This is a genomic window from Haematomicrobium sanguinis DSM 21259 (genome assembly GCF_000688395.1).
Taxonomy (GTDB): Bacteria; Actinomycetota; Actinomycetes; order Actinomycetales; family Micrococcaceae; genus Haematomicrobium; species Haematomicrobium sanguinis.
In genome coordinates, this window is the sequence record NZ_JIAG01000011.1 from 1 (window position 1) to 21,821 (window position 21,821).

General features: G+C 62.3%; 19 protein-coding genes. 7 read left to right on the forward strand and 12 right to left on the reverse strand.

Features of this window, described 5'->3' with window-relative positions; translation table 11 throughout:
- Both O148_RS16110 and O148_RS16115 read left to right on the forward strand, forming a co-directional pair.
- On the forward strand, positions 1-2,163 hold a 2,163-nt coding region (locus O148_RS16110), incomplete at its 5' end, for an HNH endonuclease signature motif containing protein (protein WP_035745824.1).
- A 78-nt stretch (positions 2,164-2,241) separates the two neighbouring features.
- On the forward strand, positions 2,242-3,693 hold the full coding sequence (locus tag O148_RS16115; protein ID WP_035745826.1) for a glucose-6-phosphate dehydrogenase: 1,452 nt from the start codon (positions 2,242-2,244) through the stop codon (positions 3,691-3,693).
- Between the two features lie 101 nt (positions 3,694-3,794).
- Here O148_RS16115 and O148_RS0110340 read toward each other — a convergent pair whose 3' ends face one another.
- Positions 3,795-4,133 (reverse strand): P-II family nitrogen regulator, encoded by a 339-nt coding sequence (locus O148_RS0110340; RefSeq protein WP_026530843.1) that lies wholly within the window; start codon positions 4,131-4,133, stop codon positions 3,795-3,797.
- On the reverse strand, positions 4,130-5,509 hold the full coding sequence (locus O148_RS0110345; RefSeq protein ID WP_026530844.1) for an ammonium transporter: 1,380 nt from the start codon (positions 5,507-5,509) through the stop codon (positions 4,130-4,132). Before O148_RS0110345 ends, O148_RS0110340 begins: the two co-directional genes overlap by 4 nt.
- 305 nt (positions 5,510-5,814) lie before the next feature.
- On the opposite strand from O148_RS0110345, the gene O148_RS0110350 reads away from it, so the two are divergent.
- Entirely contained in the window at positions 5,815-7,581 is a 1,767-nt protein-coding gene (locus O148_RS0110350; RefSeq protein WP_051620100.1) for a glycoside hydrolase family 5 protein, read from the forward strand.
- Here O148_RS0110350 and O148_RS16120 read toward each other — a convergent pair.
- The 5 genes from O148_RS16120 to hchA all read right to left on the reverse strand — a co-directional run bounded on the left by O148_RS16120 (position 7,578) and on the right by hchA (position 15,494).
- Positions 7,578-8,840: an acyltransferase family protein gene (locus O148_RS16120; protein WP_169737529.1), complete on the reverse strand. Its 1,263-nt coding sequence runs from the start codon at positions 8,838-8,840 to the stop codon at positions 7,578-7,580. The genes O148_RS0110350 and O148_RS16120 overlap by 4 nt on opposite strands.
- Positions 8,841-8,864: 24 nt before the next feature.
- The gene (locus O148_RS0110360; RefSeq protein WP_026530846.1) at positions 8,865-9,542 is read right to left on the reverse strand and encodes a homocysteine S-methyltransferase family protein; all 678 of its coding nucleotides are present in this window, start codon (positions 9,540-9,542) and stop codon (positions 8,865-8,867) included.
- Between the two features lie 69 nt (positions 9,543-9,611).
- Positions 9,612-10,817: a signal recognition particle-docking protein FtsY gene (gene ftsY / locus O148_RS0110365; protein ID WP_026530847.1), complete on the reverse strand. Its 1,206-nt coding sequence runs from the start codon at positions 10,815-10,817 to the stop codon at positions 9,612-9,614.
- Positions 10,818-10,864: 47 nt separating this feature from the next.
- Positions 10,865-14,464 carry a chromosome segregation protein SMC gene (gene smc, locus O148_RS0110370; protein ID WP_026530848.1) on the reverse strand — a complete coding sequence of 1,200 codons (3,600 nt, stop codon included), beginning with the start codon at positions 14,462-14,464 and terminating at the stop codon, positions 10,865-10,867.
- 163 nt (positions 14,465-14,627) lie between these two features.
- The gene (gene hchA / locus O148_RS0110375; RefSeq protein ID WP_026530849.1) at positions 14,628-15,494 is read right to left on the reverse strand and encodes a glyoxalase III HchA; all 867 of its coding nucleotides are present in this window, start codon (positions 15,492-15,494) and stop codon (positions 14,628-14,630) included.
- A gap of 189 nt (positions 15,495-15,683) precedes the next feature.
- Between hchA and O148_RS18195 the strand changes: the two genes are divergently transcribed.
- Positions 15,684-15,809 (forward strand): hypothetical protein, encoded by a 126-nt coding sequence (locus tag O148_RS18195; protein WP_276203070.1) that lies wholly within the window; start codon positions 15,684-15,686, stop codon positions 15,807-15,809.
- 68 nt (positions 15,810-15,877) lie between these two features.
- Here the strand turns inward: O148_RS18195 and mutM are convergent, their stop codons facing one another.
- The 4 genes from mutM to O148_RS0110400 are packed head-to-tail and all read right to left on the reverse strand — an operon-like array spanning position 15,878 to position 18,321.
- Positions 15,878-16,798, reverse strand: coding sequence for a bifunctional DNA-formamidopyrimidine glycosylase/DNA-(apurinic or apyrimidinic site) lyase (gene mutM / locus O148_RS0110385; protein WP_026530850.1), 921 nt, complete (start codon positions 16,796-16,798; stop codon positions 15,878-15,880).
- Complete coding sequence (gene rnc / locus O148_RS0110390) at positions 16,791-17,528, reverse strand: ribonuclease III (protein ID WP_051620102.1); 738 nt, start codon at positions 17,526-17,528, stop codon at positions 16,791-16,793. The genes mutM and rnc overlap by 8 nt, the downstream gene beginning before the upstream one ends.
- Positions 17,529-17,548: 20 nt before the next feature.
- On the reverse strand, positions 17,549-17,752 hold the full coding sequence (gene rpmF, locus O148_RS0110395) for a 50S ribosomal protein L32 (RefSeq protein WP_026530852.1): 204 nt from the start codon (positions 17,750-17,752) through the stop codon (positions 17,549-17,551).
- 2 nt (positions 17,753-17,754) lie between these two features.
- Positions 17,755-18,321 (reverse strand): YceD family protein, encoded by a 567-nt coding sequence (locus O148_RS0110400; RefSeq protein ID WP_026530853.1) that lies wholly within the window; start codon positions 18,319-18,321, stop codon positions 17,755-17,757.
- Between the two features lie 308 nt (positions 18,322-18,629).
- On the opposite strand from O148_RS0110400, the gene O148_RS16125 reads away from it, so the two are divergent.
- Positions 18,630-19,238 (forward strand): YdcF family protein, encoded by a 609-nt coding sequence (locus O148_RS16125; protein ID WP_084157256.1) that lies wholly within the window; start codon positions 18,630-18,632, stop codon positions 19,236-19,238.
- Here the strand turns inward: O148_RS16125 and coaD are convergent.
- On the reverse strand, positions 19,235-19,711 hold the full coding sequence (coaD, locus tag O148_RS0110410) for a pantetheine-phosphate adenylyltransferase (protein WP_026530854.1): 477 nt from the start codon (positions 19,709-19,711) through the stop codon (positions 19,235-19,237). The two genes, O148_RS16125 and coaD, sit on opposite strands and share 4 nt — an antisense overlap.
- Positions 19,712-19,765: 54 nt before the next feature.
- On the opposite strand from coaD, the gene O148_RS16130 reads away from it, so the two are divergent.
- Together O148_RS16130 and O148_RS0110420 are read left to right on the forward strand one after the other, a co-directional pair.
- A complete protein-coding gene (locus tag O148_RS16130) occupies positions 19,766-20,950 on the forward strand; it encodes an aminotransferase class I/II-fold pyridoxal phosphate-dependent enzyme (protein ID WP_035745830.1) in 1,185 nt (394 codons plus the stop codon).
- On the forward strand, positions 20,951-21,736 hold the full coding sequence (locus O148_RS0110420; protein WP_084157257.1) for a spermidine synthase: 786 nt from the start codon (positions 20,951-20,953) through the stop codon (positions 21,734-21,736).
- Positions 21,737-21,821: the final 85 nt, after the last annotated feature.

Here is a 21,821-nt window from a genome sequence, read left to right on the forward strand (position 1 = left end):
CTGCCCTTGGATGAAAAGATCGCACGCGGCAAAGGCGGGCACGGTGGCAAGCGCGGCAACGGTAGCGGCCGAGGGAAACACCAGGATGCGTTCACCGTCACTCCACCTACCAACGCGAACTCTCGCGCGGCTACGGGCCCGTCCGCGGCCAACCCCAACGGCACTAACTCCACGGGCACTGATTCCTCCAGCACTGCTAACTCGAGCACCGGAGCTGACTCGTCGAGCACGAGTGCCGGTCCGGCATCCAGTACTGGTACTGGGTTCGCGCGGGGTTCGGCGTTTTTCCCGGGGTTTGATTCCCGCGATGTTGAGGACTCCGAGGTCGCGTTCCCCCGGGTGTGGTGCGGTGTGTCGGTGAAAGCGATGGACGAAGCGCTCTGGGGTCTCGGGTCGGAGTTGGCGCTGTTGTGGGGTCGGAGCGAGTTCGTGACCACCGGGATGCTGATCGATACCGCGACCTTGTCCCGGCTCCCGAAACTCGAAGCACGATTCATTACAGGGTTACTGAACAGCCGATTGGTGAAAACCGCGGTGAAACACTGTGTCGGGCTGACCGATGAACAAGCCGCCAGTTATGACACTCGCCTGCACGAGTTCATGTTCCCGGCGAAATATGATGTGACCGGCCAATACCCCGTGCGCTCCGCGAATGATGTGGCGAAGTTCGCCGAGGTGACCCGGAACCGGTTACACGCCGAACCACTGGCGGTGCGGGAGCGGCGGGAGATGAAGCACCGGTACGTGTCGATCACCAATGAGTCGAACGGCATGTGCTCTATCAGCGGGTTGTTGCCGGCGACGGCGGCGCACCGGTTCATGAACACCCTCACAGATTTCGCGATCACCGCCAAGAGTGAGAACGACACTCGTACGTTGAAACAACTGATCGCCGATGTCTTCACCGACCTGATCACCCATAACTACAACCAGTCGTACCCGAACACCCCACCCAACCCGGCAGGGACCAGCAGCGCGGGCCCAGACGCGAGCCAGAGCACTGACGGTGCTGAGGGGACGGGTGCGCCAGGAACCGGTTCGGAACATGCCCAGCAGCCGAGCGCACAACCACAAGGCGACGATCCTCCCAGCGATACGGGCCCCTGCGACAGCACGCCGGATGTGGAGTTCTCCTTCGAATCCATCCATAACTTGTTCAACACCACCGGACAGCCCGGTGCCACGTTTACAGCCAGTTCCGACGGAACCACCATGCCCAACGCCAGGCGTGAGGGGACTACTGTGCCTGGCGATAGGCCCGAGGGGACAGTTGCGCCTGACGACAAGACTGAGGGGACAAGTGCGCCCGATCCCGGTACCGGTTCGGCGCCTGAGAACGACCGGGAGCGCGAGGAGCGTTACTGGGTCGACCCCGACGGCGTCATCCACGACCACCCCACGAAGGGTGACGCATCGGCGCACCCTGACACCGGAAACGGCGCCAGCGAATCACAGGCAGCCCGCTCCGCTGGCGGTGCCGAACCAGAAACTGCCTCGGGTTCGCGGTCGGGGTTGCGCGGTGAAGCGAAAATCTTTGTGACGATCCCGGCCACGTCGTTGGCGGGGTTGGATGAGCAGGACGGGTTCCTCTCCGGGTACGGTCCCATCCCCGCCGACGCGATACGCGAGGTCGCCGGAACCGCACACACCCTCTACCGAATACTCACCGACCCCAACACTGGCAGACCGCTCGCGTTGGGTCGCTCAAGCTACCGGGTAGACACCCAGTTGCGTGAATTCCTGCAACTGCGCTCGGACACCTGCCAGTTCCCCGGATGCGGTGTCAACGCCCGTCGCACCGACGCAGACCACATCCACGAATGGGACGCCGGCGGCGAAACGAACCCCGAGAATCTTCAGTTGTTGTGTCGCAAACACCACAACCTCAAAACACATCACGGCTGGGAAGCCAAAGTCCTGGACCCAGAAACCAACACGGTCCAATGGACTTCACCCCTCGGAAACACCTACATCACCGAACCCACCGGAACAGGAACCGGCACCGGAACCAGCACCACACCCGGCCCTGAATCGGAACCCGACAGGGGCAACCAGACCACGGCCAACACAGGCGACCGCAGTAATGACCACGCCACTCGTGATCCCTGGGCCACCCTTCCCCACGAAAACGCCACCACCAACTGGTCAGGCGCACCCTTCTAAACCAGGCCCCGTTCTAAAAATTGCCCCCGACAGACGCAATTGGTTCAGAATTTCGCCCGGACTTGGCAAACTAGGACTGTGAGCGAACAATCCAAGAAGTCCAAGCCCTCCGTCAAGACACTTCTCATCCTCGGCGCCACTGGCGACCTCACCGCACGTCTCCTCCTCCCTGGCCTCGCCAAACTGGTGGCCACCGGCCGCGCAGGTGACTTGAATCTGGTGGGATCCGGACGCGAAGAGTGGACCCAAGAACAGTGGCGCGATCGGGTCAAAAAGGCCTTCGAACCCGCCTTCAAGGAGTGCAAAGAAAACGGCCGCGAAGCCCTCGAGAAGGTCATCGCCAACGCCAGCTACCGCGTCGCGGACGTCACCAAGGAAGGCGAACTCCCAGGACTCCTCGACGGGCTCCCCACTCCCATCGCCATCTACTTCGCACTCCCGCCGGCCGTCAGCCTCAAAGCCATTTCGCTTCTCAAACCTGGCGAGCTCCCCGAAGGCACCCGCCTCGTCATGGAAAAGCCCTTCGGCGAAAGCGCTGCAACGGCCAAAGAACTCAACGACATGCTCGTCAAGCTCGTCCCCGAAGACCACATCCACCGCGTCGACCACTTCCTCGGCAAGTCCACGGTCTTCAATATCCTTGGGCTGCGCTTCGCCAACCGCATCCTCGAACCCATGTTCAGCAACGAAAACGTCGCCAAGGTCGAGATCATTTTCGACGAGGACCTCACCCTAGAGGGCCGCGCCTCCTACTATGACGGCGCCGGCGCCCTCCGCGACATGATCCAAAGCCACTTGCTGCAAATCATGGCCTTCATCGCCATGAACCCGCCTGCCACGCTCGGCGAGCGCGACCTACGCGACCACATCGGTTCGGTCCTGCGCGCCAGCAAAATCGCGGGCGACGTCGAGGTCTCTACCCGTCGTGCCCGCTACACCGCCGGCAAAATCGGCGACCGCTCGGTCCCCAACTACGTCGACGAAGAGGGCGTCGACCCAAGCAAAAACACCGAAACGCTTGCCGAAGTGCAGATCGCCATCAACAACTCGCGCTGGGCCGGCGTACCCTTCATCCTCCGCTCCGGCAAAGCCCTCGCGAAACCACGCAAAGAAGCAATCATCACCTTCAAGCCGGTCGCCCACCTCCCCGAAGGCTTCCTCGGCGGCGACAAGCCCGACCGCCTGCGCATCGGCTTTGGCCCCGCGACCCTTCGCATGGAAATCGACGTCAACGGCCCCGGCAACATCTTCACCCTTGATCGCGCCATCCTCGAAGCGAACCTGCACGACTCCGACCTCCTCCCCTACGGCGAAGTCCTGGACGGCGTTCTCTCCGGCGACCCGCTCCTCTCCGTCCGCGGCGACATCGCTGAGGACTCCTGGCGCATCGTCGACCCCGTCCTCGAGGCCTGGAAAAACCTTGACAAGGTTCCCATGGAGGAATACCCGGCCGGTTCGTTTGGTCCCGAGGACTGGGAAACCTCCCGCGAGGAGGATCCGATCGAGGACCCTCAGGTTCAAGAGAGTTAGCAAAAGAAGAACGACGGCGATGCCTACCTTGGGTGCCTACCGGCACCGAAGGCGAGTATCGCCGTCGTACATTCTTGCCAAAAACCCGCTTGGGTGGGCCGCTAGATTGCCGCGGCCCCGCGCTCCCCGGTGCGCACGCGGATCACCTCTTCGACCGTGGTGATCCAGACTTTGCCGTCGCCCGCGCTGCCGGTGTTGGCGGTGGAGACGATGACGTCGACGATGTCATCCGCCCACGGTTCATCCACGAGGACTTCGACGCGTACCTTGGGGAGCAGATCGACGGTGTATTCGTGACCGCGGTAGACCTCGGTGTGCCCGCGTTGCCGACCGTAGCCGCTCGCCTGGCTGACCGTTAGACCCTGCACGCCGTAGCTTTCTAGCCGCTCGCGCACCTCGGCGAGTTTGTCGGGGCGAATGATTGCGGTGATGAGTTTCATACCGTTGACTCCTCTTTAGATTCCTCGGCGGACGAGCCTTGGGTAGGCCCTGCTGCGACGTAATCTGGCACCAATTCTCGCCCCGGGGCTGGCCGGAACGGTCCGCCCACTCCCAGGCCGCCAAATTCGTACGCGGTTTCAGCGTGCTCGGACAGATCCACTCCATCTTCCTCGCTCTTACGGTCAACCCGGAACCCAATCGTGTACTTGAGGGCTAGCGCAAGCACCAGTGTCACGCCGCCGCTCAGCACAATCGCGATCAACGCGGCAATCGCCTGCGCCGCCAGTTGGCCGAATCCGCCGCCGTAGAACAGGCCGCCGGGTGTGCCATCCAAGGGCAACGCAATGAAGCCGAGCGCGAGCGTGCCAATGATGCCGGCAACCAGGTGAACGCCCACCACGTCCAGCGAATCGTCATAGCCGAGCTTGAACTTCAGGCTCACCGCCATCGCACACACTGCGCCTGCAACCAGACCCAACCCAATTGCCGCCAGCGGGGAGACATTCGCGCACGCCGGGGTGATCGCCACCAGTCCGGCAACGATTCCGGACGCCGCGCCCAGCGAGGTGGGACGCCCGTCGCGGATGCGCTCCACGGCCAACCAGCCGATCATCGCGGCCGCCGGTGCCGCCATGGTGTTCATGATGATCAGTCCCGCCTGCTGCGGTGTCGCCGCTAGGCCCGCGTTAAACCCGAACCAACCAAACCACAGAATCGCGGCGCCGAGCATAACCAGCGGCAAGTTGTGCGGGCGCTGACTCGGGTCCTTGCCGAAACCGCGGCGCTTGCCAAGCACAAGCGCCAAAACCAGGGCCGCCGCACCCGCACTAATGTGCACCACAGTGCCGCCGGCGAAGTCAATTGCGACCCCCACGGTCTTGCCAATGGCGCCGTTCGCGTTGAGGAGGCCGCCGGGTGCGTTCGGATCATCCGCGTTGAAATTCCACACCATGTACGCGAGCGGCGCGTACACGAGCGTGACCCACACCGCCACGAAAATCGCCCAGGCAGAGAACTTCGCGCGATCCGCGATCGAACCGCTGATGAGTGCCACCGTGATGATCGCGAACGTCCCGCCAAAGGCCGCATAAATCATCGCGTCGGTCGCCTCGGGATCATTGAGGATCGCTTCCAACCCGAAATACTCAAATGGATTGCCAAAAATCTCACCCACACTGGAGCCGGCTGTCATCGAGTACCCCCACAGCACCCAAATCACGCCAACGATGCCCATCGTGACAAAGCTCATCATCATCATGTTGAGTGTCGATTTCGACCGCGTCATCCCGGAATAGAAGAACGCAACGCCCGGCGTCATAAACAAGACCAGGGCCGTGGCGACGATCAGCCACGTATCGGTTGGAGCGAAGTCCATGTTTACCTCCCAAACCACAGGTGCCTCCTGCTTATCCCCCAGTCTTCTGGTGGAGTGTTTCAGGTGACGCGGGGGTTGAGTTGCGGGGGTGTAACAAAATGGCCGGTTGTGTGTCGATTCGGTGGCGCCCGTGTTTCGGCAGTGTTTCGCGGGGTGAACCGGTCGCGGTTTCGCGGGGTATCTTGGCGCGGCCGGGCCCGTTCAGGTGGAGCCGATACACTGGGAGTGAATCTCAGCGCGCGAGAAATTGTGTGCGCCATTCTTTTGCGCTTTGCCGTTTTGTGCCCTGCCGACTTTGGAGGATCATGTCCGAGCCGACCCCGCCCTCAAGCAACAACCCCTTTGACGATCTGCCCGAGGGTACTTCTGGACGCAGGCAACGTGCAGAGACCGCGGTCGTTGCGAGCGAGGAAGACCGTGCGAAGGATAAGAAAAAGAAGATTATTCTGGGCTCGGTCATTGCCGCGGTCATCGCCATCTTGGCAATCACGATTCCGCTCATTTTGAATGGGTTGAATAAGCCTGCACAGGTGGCAGAAACGACAACGCCTTCGCCCTCCAAGTCCACCGAGACGCCAACCCCCACCCCGACGGAAAAGGTACCCAACGCCCCCAAGCCCAACGGGGTATATGAGCAAGTGGGCCCGCCTCCGGGTTCGCCGCTTGAACCGGTCGAGCCGTTGACAGTCAACATCGGCAGCGACTCCACCGGCACCATGATCAAGCAGGGCCTTGCGGGTCTCTCTCTGGAAATGGTGGATATGGCCAGTCCGGCGCTGAGCGCTGATAACCCGTCCGCGGTCAAGATGCTCAAGGACCTGAACGGCCCGATGGTGCGTTTTGGCGGTAACTCGGTGGAACGGCGTGCGTTCTGGACCTCAACCGGCGAGCCGTTGCCCGGACGCATCCAGCCTGGCTCGAATCAAACCCCGACGACCGTCACGCCAGACGATCTACGCCGAGTCAACGGACTTCTTGAGGCCACCGGATCGACCGTCGCAATTGTGGTGGACCTTGCGAATTTTGAGCCCGAACGCGCCGCCGACTTTGTGAAGAACGCGAAAGAGATCTTTGGCGACAAGTTCCTTGGCTTCACCCCCGGCAACGAGCCGAACGGCTACCCGGCGAACAATATGCGCCCACAAGGGTGGGCCGATCCTCAGTACATCGATGAGATCCGCCAATACGCCGATGCCATTGCAAAGGTGGCCCCCAATACGCCGATGATTGGGCCGGGCACCTATGAAATCAACTGGGGCAAAACCTTCGCACAGGTCAAAGATTTCCCGTTGCCCACGGTGTTTGCCTTCCACCACTACCCGTACTCCAGCTGTAACGGCTCTGATCCTACTGCCAAGCCCACGATCGCTAATATGCTCAACCCGGACAACCGTCAGGGAAGCATTGGGTTCCGTGAGCGATTCATGCAGGTCGCCAAGGATGCGGGCCTGCCAATCTGGATCCCCGAAATGGGCCCCTCGGCGTGTCCCGGCAATGAGCAAGAATTCACGAAACAGCACGTGATGGCACTCTGGTACGCGGATTACGCTTTGAGTTCAGCGCAACTCGGTGTGGAGCGTCTGGGCTTCCACTCCTCCACTCTCGCTTGCCTCGGCGGACCGTCGATGTCCCCAATCTGCAATACCGGCACCATCAAGGCGCCCTCCGGGGAGTTTGCCGAGCGAGCCAATTACTGGGGCATGTCCATCATTTCGAGTCTGCCCCCTGGCGAGTTCTTAGGCATCCAATCCACCGGCGATCCCATGTCCTATGCATACGCGATGAAGAACAACGAGGACCAGATCACCGTAGCGATCGTCAACATGAACAACCCAGAACGCAACGCGCAGACGGACGTCACAATCAATCTGCCCTTCACCGTCAATCGCGGCACCATGACGCAAATGTATGGCCCGGCCTACACCGCTCAGGATCAAACCGTCATTGACGGTCAATATGCACCGGCCATCCCCGAGGATCAGCGCCCCGGTATCCCGGGCTTTGACGAGGGAAAGACGGTGAAGGTGCCGCTGACTGCGGGAACCGTGACGGTGCTGACCTTCCGGCGCTAGGACAGTTGCTGTTCCAAAGGCGATACACCCGGCGATAGCACCAGCGCAACTGCCGCGGCCATTAGGACGATCGCGATCGTCACGGCGCAGAGCAGGAGCTTTCTGGATGATTTCGGCGATGCTGTTAACCACCTGGTGAACATGGCAACGGTTCCACGCCAACCGTTCTTCAGCACCGGTCGTTCCAACCATCGCCAGGACACCTCCGCCAGCAAGAAGGTCCACACGAGCATGAGCACACCGGCCGCAATGCTGGTCGCCACGGTCACGCTCCCCATAATGCCGCGCAAGATCAGCAACAGCGGCCAATGCCACAGATACACCGCGTAAGAACGAGTTCCCAGCCATAGCAGGGGCCGCAACGCCGCCGTGTTCCGCGACGATTCCCGAGTGGACAGCATAGCCACGGCCGCCACGGCTAATGCCGTAGCAAGCGGCAACCCCCATGCCAAGGTCGTCGTATCGCTCGCAGGAAGGAACAGGGCTAGAGTGACGAACCCGAGAAGGGCCAGCGACGCTAGCCCGAGCGAGGGAAAAGCCCATCTATCTCGCGCAGTGCCCGCAGGAGCGATTCTCCTGGCTGCTTGGAAGGCGGCGACACTGGATCCGCCAAACACACCAAAGGCATGGGTGGCCGTGTTCATGTACAACACCGACGGGTCCGCACCGGCCCAGGTTCCGAGCATCATGGCAAGTGCGGATGCCAGGGCGAGCGTTGCCAGGGCGGCACCGACGACGCGCGTCACTGCCGACGGACGGAAGCGTTTCGTTGCGCGCACGGTCAGCACCAGGATCAGTGGCCACACCAAGTAGAACTGGCCCTCCACTCCCAGCGACCACAAATGCAGCCACAGCGGCGGCTCAAACCTAGCGAAGTAACTCGCATCACCAAAGACATATAGCCAGTTACTCGACCAGGTCAGCGCGCCCAACCACTGGGTTGCAAGCTTGGCGGGAATGTTCGGGTAGAGCAACAGCGAAAGCGCGGACGCAATCGGAAGGACCGCAAGCAACGCGGGATAGAGTCGGCGGCCCCGGCGCACCCAAAAGTTGTCCAGGCGTGTACCGGGGCGCAGGAGGATGGTCGTCACAAAGTAGCCGCTCAGCACAAAGAACAGGTCCACGCCGATCAGTCCACCCGGAAATACCTGCGGCCACGCGTGGTACCCAAGCACTAGGAGCACGGCAAGGCCGCGCAGGTAATCCAAGGTGATGTTGCGCTGGGCACCGCTTGACGTTCCGATTGGTGTTGCTCTCACCTGAGTCATGGTCCCGATCGACATCTATCTCAGGCGCTCTTGAGCGGTGACGATCAGCGGCGCTACGGTATCTGCCAAGACTCCAGCACCTTGCGGGCCCACATGCACCCCGTCCTGCGCAAAGTCCTTGACCTTGGGCGCCGCGGCGGGCCAATCCGCCGTCTGCACCTGATCGGGGTACTCTGCGGCAATTTGGTTGAAGACGTCGATGGTTTGCTGTCCCGAGCCGCCGTTGGGGTAGACCAGGATGATTTGGCGATCTTGCCCCAGTTGTTGAACGGTCTCCTGCATCTGCTCTGGCTCGGCTATGCCATTGATGCCCAGAGCGATGACCACGATCTTCTTGAGCTGACCGGACGCCTCGAGTTCGGAAATATCCGAGCCCAGGCTTCGAAAGCTCCTGCTGACCTTGGCGTCCACATTGATTCCAGGGAACCGCTCCTCCAATACGTCCGGAGTGAAACCTGCGGACACCGAGTCACCAATCCAGGTGACGTTGGAACCATCGATGGTTGCCGAGGAATCATTGGGGATGTTGGCACTAGTTTCCGGAGAGTCGCTGCCCTGCGTCGTTCCGGGTTTTCCCGGGGCTACTTGAGGGCTGTTGTCTCGCAGCGCGGCAACGAGCGCAATGGTTCCCGCAACGAGTGCGGCGACCAGGACCAGAGCAATGATGAGAGTTTTCTTTGCGGTAACATTCATGCCCTCCACCTTGCCGAGGGCGCCGTTGTCGCAGAGTTAAGAAAAACTCATAGGTTTTGCATATGACGCTTAGTCAATAATCGCGTCGACAAAGCTCTCGGCATCAAACGGTGCCAGGTCATCCGCACCTTCACCGAGACCGACCAGCTTGACGGGCACACCCAGCGCGCGTTGGATTGCCACGACGATGCCGCCCTTTGCGGTACCGTCGAGCTTTGTCAGCACAATGCCGGTGATGTTCACCGCATCGGCAAAGACCTTGGCCTGGCTCATGCCATTTTGGCCGGTGGTGGCGTCAATGACCAGCAACACCTCGGACACCGGGGCTTGCTTTTCGATAACGCGCTTGACCTTGCCGAGCTCATCCATGAGGCCGACCTTGTTTTGCAGGCGTCCGGCCGTATCGACCAGTACCACATCAACTTCCTGGTCTTTGCCCGCTTTCACCGCCTCGAAAGCGACGGACGCCGGGTCCGCTCCTTCGACCTCGGACTTCACCGTCGGCACGCCCACGCGGGCGCCCCAAGTGGCCAACTGTTCGGCGGCCGCGGCACGGAAGGTGTCTGCCGCACCCAAGATCACGTCCTTGTCCTCGGCAACGAGCACACGCGCGAGCTTGCCCACGGTGGTGGTCTTCCCCACGCCGTTGACACCCACCATCATGATGACAGCCGGGTCATCGCCTTGACGCGAATCGGCGAGCGCGCGGTCCAAGGTTGGGTCAACCACCTTGAGCAGTTCCTCGCGTAGCATCGCCTTCACCTCGTCCGGGGAACGGGAGCCCTCCACCTTGACGCGTTCGCGGAGCGCATCAACCAGTTCGGCGCTGGCGTCGGAGCCGATATCGGCCAAAAGCAGAGTCTCTTCGACCTCGTCCCAGACATCGTCATCAATCTTGTCCGAGGACAAGAGCGCCAACAATCCCTTGCCGAGCATGTTGTTGGACTTGACCAGACGCGCGCGCAACCGTGCGAGCCGTCCCTGCACTGGAGCCGGGGTTTCAACCGCGGGTTCCTCTTCAACGGGAACCTCGGTGACCGTGTCTTCGGTAATGGAACTAATGTCATCGGGAACCTCGACCGGTTCCTCCACCGCGGTGCCCGTTGCCCCCGCAGAAGCGGAGCTATCTGGGGCGGGGTCGTTGGCGTCCCGCTCGCCCATGTAGTCGCCCAGCGGCGAACGCCGGTTCTTGACGAGCAGGGTGGCGAGAAAACCGATAACGGCTATCGACGCGATGACGGCAATGATGACAATAGTGAGAGTCTGTTGATCCACAAATCTAGCTTCTCACACCCGCCGGGAGGTCGCCTCTCAAGCGGTCCCTAGGCGCTCTCCCCCAGCTTCTGGCTAATGACCGTGGACACGCCATCGCCGCGCATTGTCACCCCGTACAGCGCATCGGCCACTTCCATGGTCCGCTTTTGGTGGGTAATGATGATCAACTGGCTGGACTCGCGCAGTTCCTCGAAGATTGTGATGAGCCGGCCCAAATTCGTATCATCCAGTGCAGCTTCGACCTCATCCATGACGTAGAACGGCGAGGGCCGCGCCTTGAAGATCGCCACCAATAGCGCCACCGCCGTCAGCGAGCGCTCCCCGCCGGAGAGCAGCGACAGCCGCTTGATCTTCTTGCCCGCCGGCTTCGCCTCCACCTCGATACCAGTATTCAACATGTCTTCCGGGTCGGTGAGCACTAAGCGCCCCTCGCCCCCGGGGAACAGGCGCCCAAACACTCGCTCAAACTGCGCCGCCGTATCGGCAAAGGCACTGGAAAAGACCTCGATAACCCGCTCATCGACCTCTCGAATAATCTCCAACAGGTCCTTGCGGCTGTTCTTTAGATCCTGCAGCTGCCTACTCAAAAATTGGTGACGTTCCTCCAGCGCGGCAAACTCTTCCAGCGCCAATGGATTCACTTTGCCCAGCGCCGCCAAATCGCGTTCGGCCCGCCGCAACCGCTTCTCTTGCTCGTCCCGGTCAAACGGCCGGCCCTGCGCAATGGGCTCGCCCGACTCGTCTACGGGCGCCCGCAACGCCGCCCACTTGTCCGAGCTCTCCTCCTCGAACGGCACCAATTGGTCCGGCCCAAACTCCGCAACCAAATTCTCCGAGGACAAGCCCAATTCCTCGATTGACCTGTTTTCCAGGTTCTCAATCTTCATCCGTTGCCCGGTCCGCGCAATTTCATCCCGGTGCACCGAATCCGTCAACTGCGCGAGTTCCTGCACCAGCTCCTCATTGCCGGAGCGCAATTGCCCCAATTCGGCTTCCCAGCGTCCGCGCACCTCTTCGGCGCGGTCACGTTCCGCCGCTGCCCGCGCGAGCGAGACATCTAGGTATCGCAGCGCGTGTTCCACCCCCGCCACGACCGCACGCGCCTTCGCCGCCTGCCGTGCCCGCTCCTCGGCCCGCGCTTGCGCCTGTGCCCGGGCATTCCGCTCAGATTCCGCGGCGCGCTTGAGCGAATCAATGCGGTTGCCCAAAGACTTCAGTTGCTCCTCGGAGCTGCGCAGCGCCAACCGCGCATCCAACTCGGACTGGCGCGCCGCACTCGCCGCGGCCGCCAACTCGTCCCGCAGCTCGGTGGAGGGTTCGGCCTCGGCCGGCTCCTCCTGCGCGTCGGCCAACCGCGAGGTGACTTCCTCCAACGCGGCTTGCAGCTCACCCACCTTCGCTTCGGCGGTGGCTCGCTGTTGCTCAAACCGCACAAGCTCTGCCTGGGCCCCGCGCGCGGTCGCACCGAGGGTCGCCAGCTTCTCCGAGACCGCTGCCAGTTGCGCATCCGACTCGTTGAGTTTGGCGAGCGCAGCTTCCAACGCTTCGCGGGCTTGCCCTTCACGGCCCTGCGCCCCAGAGAGCGCAAAGGTTGTTCGCTCAAAATCGGCTTGCGCGGAGTTGAGGTCGGCTTCGGTCTCGGCAATCGTGGCGTGCAACTGCAGCGAGCTTGGCGCGCTTTGCGAACCGCCGCGCGCACTCACTCGGGTAAACACCGTGCCCGCACGGGTCACAAGGGTCGCGTCCGGCTCGGCCTCGAGCACTTCCCGAATGAGCGTTTCATCATCCAGTACGACGACGTGTCCCAACACGCTCTCGAGCGTCGCCTGAATTTCGGGTTGCGCGCTCACGAGCGCGAGTGCCCGGTGGGCCCCCTTGGGTAGCGCGCTCTGTGTGGTGTTGGTTGGCTCTTTTTTGCCTGGGTGAGCGGCAATCGGGTGGGCCAAGAGTATTTCTACCTGACCGCCGTCGTTGTTTGCCAAATCCGCCAGCGCGCTGTTGGCGCTGTCAATATCTGTGGCCGCGATGGCTTCGGCGAAGCTGCCGAGCGCGGCGGCGATGGCCTGGTCGTAGCCCTTTTTCGCGCTCATGAGTTCGCTGAGCGGGCCGAGGATCCCGCTGCGGTCCTGGTTGAGGAGGGCGGCCGCGCCGTCTTTGCGGTTCAGTCCGAGGACAAGCGCATCGCGGCGCGCGGTCGATGTGGCGATGCTGCGCTCCAGTTCGCGGAGCGTGTCCTGAAACGCGGAGACCTCGTTCTGGATGTCCTCATGGGCGCGGGCGGCGTTTTCATAGGCGTCGTCCAGCCCGGCCTCACCGGCCTCGACTCCCGCGATGTCGCCTTCGAGGGCGGTGAATTCGCGTTGCGCGGTTTCCATCCGCTCGGTCGCCTCGGTGATGCTGTGCTGGATGCGCACAACCTCGGATTCGGCGCCCTCGACCTTGGAGCGCGCGGCGCCCACGAGCCCGGCGAGACGGGCGACCCCCTCGCGGCGATCGGCGGCGGCGCGGAGCATCTTGGTGAGCCGCTGTTCCTCGGCGCGGGCTTCCTCTTCCTTGGCGCCGCGAGTGTTGATGGCTTCGTCGAGAGCTTCTCTGAGACTCTCGATTGTTGTTTCGAGCTGGGTGTATTCGGTACCAAGCTGCGTTGCTTGCTCATCCAGGGCATCGGGGTCTTGAGAGCTGGTTGGCTCCTCGTCGGTGCGTCCGAGGAGTCGCGAACGTTCATTGGCGACGTTGGCAAGCGCGCGGAAGCGTTCCTTGAGCGCGGAAAGCTGGTACCAGGTGTTGCGGGTTTGGCTGACCTTCGGGGTGGCCTCGGCGGCGAGGCGCTCGAGTTCGGCCTGTCGGGTGCGCTGGGCGGCGAGGAGCTTTTCGACCTCGTCTTTGCGTTCTTTAAGGGCGGTCTCGTCCGCGACGTCGTTTTCTAGTGCGGTGCGCAGAGTGACCAGCTCGTCGGCGAGCAGGCGCGCCCGGGCGTCCCGGACCGCAATCTGTACCTTTTGCGCGCGCCGGGCGATTTCCGCTTGTTTGCCGAGCGGACTGAGCTGGCGGCGGATTTCGGTGGTGAGGTCGGTCAGGCGCGTCAGGTTGGACTGCATGGCCTCCAACTTGCGCAGCGTTTTTTCCTTACGGCGCCGGTGCTTCAGGATTCCGGCCGCTTCTTCAATAAAGCCGCGGCGGTCCTCGGGTGTGGCGTGCAGGACGCGGTCGAGTTGCCCTTGACCGACAATCACGTGCATTTCACGGCCGAGACCGGAGTCGGAGAGGAGTTCTTGGATGTCCAGGAGTCGGCAGTTTTCGCCGTTAATGGCGTACTCGCTGCCGCCGGAGCGGAAGAGCGTTCGCGAAATGGTGACTTCGGAGTATTCGATGGGGAGGGCGCCGTCGCTGTTGTCGATGGTGAGCGAAACTTGAGCTCGGCCGAGCGGCGCGCGTTCGCTGGTGCCGGCGAAAATGACGTCTTCCATCTTCCCGCCGCGCAGCGTTTTGGCACCCTGCTCCCCCATGACCCAGGCGAGGGCGTCCACCACGTTGGACTTGCCGGAGCCGTTGGGTCCTACGACAGCGGTCACGCCGGGAAAAAACTCGAAGGTAGTTGCGGAGGCGAATGACTTGAAGCCCCGGACGGTGAGGGACTTCAAATACATGGGGGCGTGACCTCCCGGCGCGAATTCATAAGCAAAAGGCTAACAAATGCCGGGGTGTTGCGGGATGGTTTGTGCTTGGGGGCGCTAGCCGAGGTGGGTTCCGATGCTGTAGAGGCGGTACCCCTCACGGTCGTCGGGGGATGTGGAACCCCCGGGCACCCGTTTAGTCGTTGAACTTCTCGAGCAACGCGGCGACGGCGTCTTTGCCCAATTGGTTGGCTGCCAAAGGACTGTCACCGGTGAGGAGGTTACGGTCCCGGGTGGTTGCGCCGGTCATGTCCTCGTTGATGATGTCAATGCCCTCATTCTTGAGAGTCCCGCCGAGCTTCCACGGCATCTCGCCCGGCAGGTAGCCGATTTCGAGGTTCGCCCCAAAGTCCAATGCGTCCGGAAAGGCCACAATCTTGTAGCCCGAAAAGGGGTTGGAGTCGCGACCAATATTTGCGCTCAGGAGCGCGGCAGGTCCGTGACAGAGGGTAACGATGAGCTTGTCATTGTCCAAAAAGTGATCCAGCGCGGCCTGGACATCGGAGTCGAAGGGGATGACGTTCATCGCGCCGTGGCCGCCTGGGATGAAGATGGCCGCGTAATCATCCAGGCCGTCGGCGATCACCTCGGCAAGCTTGAGCGGGCTCTTGAATTTCTCCTCGGTGCGCTTCCATGCAGAGGCAACCGCTTCGTCATCCTTGGGGTAAGCCCACCATTCGAATTTGCCAGGGCCGCCGGTGACGGTGGCGACGTCGATGTCGTAGCCGGCTTCGATCATGTGGTGGATGGGCAGGAGTGTTTCGACGGGGTGGTTCCCGGTGGAGAAGAACTTCTCATTCTTCATGAGCATGTACCGCTCGTCGGTGGCGATGGTGAGGATCTTCCACTTGTCGCCGGTGTACTTTTCGTCAGTAGCGAGCCCGTCAAAGTCTGTTTTGTCTGCCGTGTATTGGGACAGCGAGTACGGGCTGGGGAAGAACGCGTTATCCTCGGCAGGGTCCGGAGTCGGTGTGCGGTCCTGGGCGTTATCGGTGTCGGTCATGGGATCACCTTTCGTAGAGTGAATGCGCAATGGCGGATGCGTCACCATCGGCCCGTGCTGTTTTGCGGCGAGTGGCGCTCCGGCTCAACGCCTGTGGATTGGTTATCGCGTCGGCAGGCGGAATGTCGACACATTTATCGTTGGTGAAACTGGTCCTGCGTATCCCTCTACCGTATCCGGACTGCGTGCTTGCGTGAAGAGTCCCCGATCGGCATCGCAGAAATGCAAACCCCGACTGCATACGCACTGTTCGCCAGGCCCGTCGGGTGGCTTGCCGAGGATGCTGCCAAGGACGCGATCATCGAACGCCTCTAAATGGGCTGAGATCGGAGTTTCGCGCGGCCGAAGACATGTCGCTTAAAATCGTATGCTAGAAGTTCACCTCAGCGTGTGCGCTGACAACGCGGGCAGAAAAAACTCGACCGGTTCATAAACGGCTCTCGCCGGAGCAACGTTCCGCACCGACCGCACGGCTCCCCCGCTCGCCCGTACGCGTTCAATGACCGGTCAAAGTACCCGCTCGCGCCGTTGACATTGACGTAGAGCTTGTCGAAACTGGTACCGCCAGCGGCCAACGCCCGGTTCATGACGTCTTGAACGGCGTCGATCAGCCTCTCAAATTGCGGGCGGCTCAACGTCGATGCCGGCTTTCGGTAGTGAACGCGCGCGTCCCACAGCGCCTCGTCGGCGTAAATATTGCCAATACCCGAGACCACAGACTGGTCCAAAAGCGCCCGCTTGATTTCGGTGTTTTTCCGAAGCAACACCGAACGCAACCCCGCCCGAGAGAACGCCGGGTCCAGCGGATCGCGGGCAATGTGCGCAACCTCGCGCGGAACAAGATCACCCGGGTCAGCGACCACATCGCCCCCCGCTCCTCGGCCATCAGCAGGCACCAGCTCGCTAATATGCATCCCGCCAAAAATGCGCTGATCCACAAATCGCAGTTCGCCGGGCAAATCCGCGACGCCATCCCGCGGGCCCAGTTCCAGCCGCACCTTCAGGTGCTTTTGTGCCTCGTGCTCCCGCGAAGAAACCAGCAACTGCCCGCTCATCCCCAAGTGCACGGTCAACGCGGTGCCCGTGGGTTCCCCGCGATCGGCCAAAGGCAACCACAAGTATTTGCCGCGGCGCATCGCCGTCGTCATTCTCATCCCGGAAAGGTGGGCCACAAAGTCACTGCTGCCGCCCGGGTGCCTGCGCAATGAGCGCGCGTCGAGAACCGTTGCGCTAAGCACTTCGCGGTCGATCGCCCACGTGTGAAGCCCGCGGCGCACCACTTCCACTTCGGGAAGCTCAGGCATCCACTTCCTCCGCCGGAGCCACAAGAGTCTCTTGGATGTGACGGTACGCTTGCTGCGCGGCTTCCTGTTCGGCTTCCTTTTTGGAACGGCCGTTCCCGGAACCGTAAACCACGCCATTGATCGCAAGCACCGCCTCAAAAGTACGGTCATGGTCAGGCCCAGCCCCGGTCACGGTGTAGCGGACCGAGCCCATCTTGAATTGGGTTGCCGCCTCTTGGATGCTGGTCTTCCAGTCGGTGCCGGTGCCCATGCGCGCGGCATCTTTGATGAAGGGGATCAGGAGGCGGAGCACCATCTGTTGCGCCACCTCAATCCCGTGGGTCAGGTACGCGGCGCCGATGACGGCCTCGGTGGTATCCGCGAGGATAGAGGCCTTGTCATTGCCGCCGGTCTGCACCTCGCCCTGGCCCAGGTAAATGTAGTCGCCGAGGTCCAGCGTCCGGGCAAGAGTCGCCAATGCGCGCGTTGAGACCACCGCGGAGCGCAGTTTGGCCAGCTGACCCTCCGGCAAATCCGGGTACGTCCGGTATAGGTAATCGGTGACCGAGATCCCCAGGACCGAATCGCCTAGGAATTCGAGGCGCTCGTTATCGGCAATGCCGCCATTTTCATAGGCGTAGGACCGGTGGGTCAAGGCAAGACGAAGCGTCTCGGGGTCGATAGTGACTCCGAGACGCTCGAAAAGTACCAGGGGATCCCCGGTCGGTACTGAAGTTTTTTTGGTGCCCATATGGCCTGCTCGGGGCAGGTTTAGACGTCGGCTACCTTGCGACCCTTGTACTCGCGGAACAGTTCGGTTCCGGCGGAGTCGGTGACGACCTTGGCGTGGTGGGACAGCGAGTAGGTCACGCGTCCGTTCTCCACGGTCTTCACAAGCTTCGGGGCGCTAGCTTTCCACTGAGCGCGGCGGGCACGAGTATTGGCACGGGACATCTTCCGCTTCGGAACAGCCACGACTAACTCTTTTCTGTAGTGGACTTCGTGTGGTCTTCGGTGCCTGAGTCTTCCTCAGACGATGCCGGGCTGGCTAGATCTGCTAGCTCCGCCCAGCGGGGGTCAAGGATTTCGTGCTGATGGCCCGGATCCTCCTCCAGCTTGATTCCGCATTCGGAGCACAAGCCTTGGCAATCCTCCTTGCACACCGGTTGGAACGGTAGCGAGGTGACCAACGAGTCACGCAAGAGCGGTTCCAGGTCGATGGAATCATCCTCAACCGTGTACAGCTCTTCCTCTTCATCACGTTCGGCCGGGGCCGAGTAGTAGAAGAGTTCTTGGACTGGAACCTCATGGCGGAACGCGATGGCATCCAAACAACGGCTGCATTCGCCCTCAACCGTGGCGGTTGCGGTGCCGGTTACTAAGATGCCCTCGTGCACAGCCTCAAGACGCAAGTCCAGATCCACGGGGGATCCTTCCGGGACGCCAATGACTGAGACACCAAAATCCTTGGGTGCGTTCACCTGTTCTTCAAGGGTGCGCATGGAACCCGGAGCGCGTCCGAGGTCTTTGACTTGAATCACCAGGGGCGAGACAGATTCACGCTTAATGGGACTCTCCTGTAAAGAACATGTGACCGACGTACTATCTTAGCGTGCCCGGGTGCCTTGGCTCAAACCGGCGGCCCTCGGCGCGCCCCACCCCGCCCCTCGGCGCGCCCCACCCTCGCCGTGGTTCATCCCCTACTTGCATTTTCATCCGGCAATTACGGGATGAAAATGCAAGTAGCGGATGAGCGGCGGTAATTGGCCGGTCGCCTGACGCGGTTCAAATGCACGACGGCGATGCGCGCCTCCCCGACCCACCTCACCAAGCGCCGGGATAGACTGCTTGCGTGAGTGAGAACGCCGAACCCCGCGCACACCCCTCGCCTCACTTGCACCCTCGACGGCGCCGCATCCTCAAAAGAGTCCTGGCCACTCTCGCGGCTCTGCTTCTACTCTGGTTCGCCGCCGGTCTTTACCTCTTTGTCTTCCTCCCCTTACCGCAAGCCGACCGCGAAAGTGCGGCAGACGCCGTCGTTGTTCTGGGCGGTGCGAGCCGCGAAAGGCTCCCCGCGGGCCTCGAGGCGATCCGCTCTGGCCAAGCGAAAACCCTGGTGCTCTCCAACCCGGAAACCGCCGGAAACCGGAGCACCAATTCCTGGTGCGCGGCCGGGGCGCCAATCCCGCAAGACATCGTGTGCTTTACCCCGAAACCCAACAATACAAGCGGCGAGGCGAAGCAGATCGGCGCGCTGGCGAAGGAGAACGGCTGGCGCTCGATCATCATCGTGACGAGCCGCTATCACGAGGCGCGCGCCTCACTGCTCATCTCCCAATGCACGGACGCGACGCTGATCGCCAAACCCACCGAGCCGAACTTCACCCTCGCCGATTGGGCGGGGCGTTTTATCGAAGAAAGCGCTGGAATTCTCGCCGCGCTTGTGACGCCCGCCTGTTAGCTGCGGGTCCGTTCCAGCCCGGCCAGAACCGCGCCCGGCACAAATGCGGCGACGTCACCGCCGAGATCGAACACTTCCTTGATCATCGTGGAGGACACGTGGCTCATCGCCGATTCGGCGGGCAGAAACACCGTCTCCACGCCGGTCAGGTGCCGGTTCATGAGGGCCATCGGCACCTCATAGTTGAAGTCCTGCGCGTTGCGAATGCCTTTGACGATTGCCTCGGCGCCCTGTTCGCGGCAGAAATCGGCGAGCAGCCCGTCACCCATCGGCTCCACGCGCACACCCTCGATGTCAGCAACGGCTTCGCGGGTCATTTCCAGCCGCTCGTCCTCGGTGAAACGGTACGTCTTGGAGTAGTTGGTCGAGACCGCGACAATCACCTCGTCAAAGAGCTTCGCGGCACGCGCGATCACCTCAAGGTGTCCGTGGTGGAGCGGGTCAAAGGATCCGGGGCAGACGGCTCGGCGCATGTCTCGAATGTAACGCATTTACGCGGGCCGGGTGTTGCCAGACATACTGTGAAGATGAATTCTGCGTGGAGGCGCGCCGCGGCCGGCGCCAATCTGTTACGCGCCGACGGCTCCGTCGGCGTCACGATTTTTGAGGAAATGACTGCCGCCGCACTGGACGCCGACGCGGTCAACCTCGGCCAGGGCGCCCCGGATGAGAGCGGCCCGGCCTGGCTCTTGGACGCGGCACGGGCAAACATCGCGGCCGGGTTCAACCAGTACGCGCCCGGGCGCGGCTTCCCCGCGTTGCGCGAGGCCATCGCGGCGCACCAACAGCGCTTTTATGATTACGACGTCGATGCCTCCTCCCAGATGCTGGTCACCACGGGTGCCACGGAGGCACTTGCCGCGAGTATTCTCGCGCTCTGTGCTCCGGGCGATGAAGTGATCGTGTTGGATCCGTTTTACGACTCCTATGGCGCGATGATTGCGGTGGCCGGGGCGAAACAGGTGTCGGTACCGCTGACTGTGCCGGACTTTTCGCTGGACCTGGAAGCGTTGCGTGCGGCGTTCAGCGAGCGGACCCGGATGATGATTCTGAACAATCCGCACAACCCGACGGGCCGGGTTTTCACGCGGGAGGAGCTGCATGCCATTGTCGCGTTGGCGCGCGAGTTCGATGTGTTGCTGTTGGCCGACGAGGTGTATGAGCACCTCGTCTTTGACGGACGCGCGCATATCCCGATCGCGAGTCTTGACGGCGCGTTTGAGCGGACGCTGACGGTCTCGTCAGCGGGAAAAACGTTCTCGGTGACCGGCTGGAAGGTCGGTTGGGTGAGCGGTCCAGAGCATCTAATAACGGCGGTGCGTTCGGTGAAGCAGTTCCTGACGTATTCCTCCGGCACCCCGTTTCAGCCCGCCGTTGCCGAGGCGCTGGGCGCGCCTGACGCCTTTTTCGCCGTCGCTGCGGCGGACCTCGCCGCTCGAAGGGACCTGCTCTTTGACGGCCTGACGTCGCTCGGATTCGCGGCGCAGCTGCCGGAGGCGGGGTACTTTGTGGTTGCCGATGCCGCGCCCCTGGGCGTTACCGACGCGGCGGCGTATTGCCGGGAACTCCCGCATTCCCGCGGCGTCGCGGCCATCCCCGTCTCGGCGCTGGCGACCCCGAATTTTCCTGGGCGATCCCTGGTGAGGTTCGCGTTTTGCAAGCGACGGGAATCCATCGTGGAGGCGTTGCGTCGTCTCGGCGGGGCGTCCTAAGTGGCGCGGCTGCGCACCCGGTACCTGCCGGTCACTCACACGCACGCGGTCATTGAGCGGGACCCTCGTTTCGAGGACGCGCACATCGTCAGCGTCGGCGGTGCCGAACAATCGCATGTGGACCTGGGCGACCCCACCCACGTTTTTTACGAGTACCTGCGCCGCGCCGCAAACGTCGTCGACCTGGTCCGTCCCGGCGAGCCGCTGAGCGCGCTGCACCTCGGCGCCGGCGGGTTCACGCTCCCCCGCTATATTGCCCACACCCGCCCGGGATCCAAGCAGATCGCCGTAGACATCGACCCCGACCTGGTCGACTTTGTGCTGACCGAATTGCCGCTGGGCGAGGATGCCGCCATCGAGGTCCGCATCGACGACGCGCGCGCCGTCCTCCCCCGGCTGGAGGGCACCTTCGATCTCATCATGCTGGACATCTTCAGCGGCGAGGACGCGCCCGCGCACCTGACCGAGCCGAGCTATTACGCCGAACTCAGGGAACGCCTCGCACCCGGCGGCGTGCTCCTGGTCAACATTGGCGACGACCCGCCGCTGCGTTTCGCCTCCACCCAAATGCGCGCCTTCAGCCTTGCCTTTTCGTTAAGTTCGACGGCGGCACTCGCCTCCCCGGCCATGTTCACCCGGGCGTTCCCCGGCAATATCGTGCTGGCCGGTCTGGGACAGGGGAAACCGTGGCCGGAGCGATGGACGAGCAGTCTGCTGGCGCTCGGCCCGCACCCGGCGGGCGTGCTCGTGGGGGACGAACTCCGCGAACTCCTCTCCCGCCCCTAACCGCCCCTCCCCCGCAAATTTAAGCGTCTTTCAGGGTTTTCAGCGTCCTATATGGCGCTGAAAACCCTGAAAGACGCTTAAATTT

Coding starts and splice junctions, on each gene's coding strand:
- O148_RS0110360 (WP_026530846.1), bottom strand. CDS start 9,542: ATGAATGTTACCGCAAAGAAAACTCTCATCATTGCTCTGGTCCTGGTC.
- O148_RS16130 (WP_035745830.1), top strand. CDS start 19,766: ATGAATTCTGCGTGGAGGCGCGCCGCGGCCGGCGCCAATCTGTTACGC.
- hchA (WP_026530849.1), bottom strand. CDS start 15,494: ATGACCGACACCGATAACGCCCAGGACCGCACACCGACTCCGGACCCT.
- O148_RS0110345 (WP_026530844.1), bottom strand. CDS start 5,509: ATGGACTTCGCTCCAACCGATACGTGGCTGATCGTCGCCACGGCCCTG.
- coaD (WP_026530854.1), bottom strand. CDS start 19,711: ATGCGCCGAGCCGTCTGCCCCGGATCCTTTGACCCGCTCCACCACGGA.
- O148_RS0110350 (WP_051620100.1), top strand. CDS start 5,815: ATGTCCGAGCCGACCCCGCCCTCAAGCAACAACCCCTTTGACGATCTG.
- smc (WP_026530848.1), bottom strand. CDS start 14,464: ATGTATTTGAAGTCCCTCACCGTCCGGGGCTTCAAGTCATTCGCCTCC.
- rnc (WP_051620102.1), bottom strand. CDS start 17,528: ATGGGCACCAAAAAAACTTCAGTACCGACCGGGGATCCCCTGGTACTT.
- O148_RS0110340 (WP_026530843.1), bottom strand. CDS start 4,133: ATGAAACTCATCACCGCAATCATTCGCCCCGACAAACTCGCCGAGGTG.
- mutM (WP_026530850.1), bottom strand. CDS start 16,798: ATGCCTGAGCTTCCCGAAGTGGAAGTGGTGCGCCGCGGGCTTCACACG.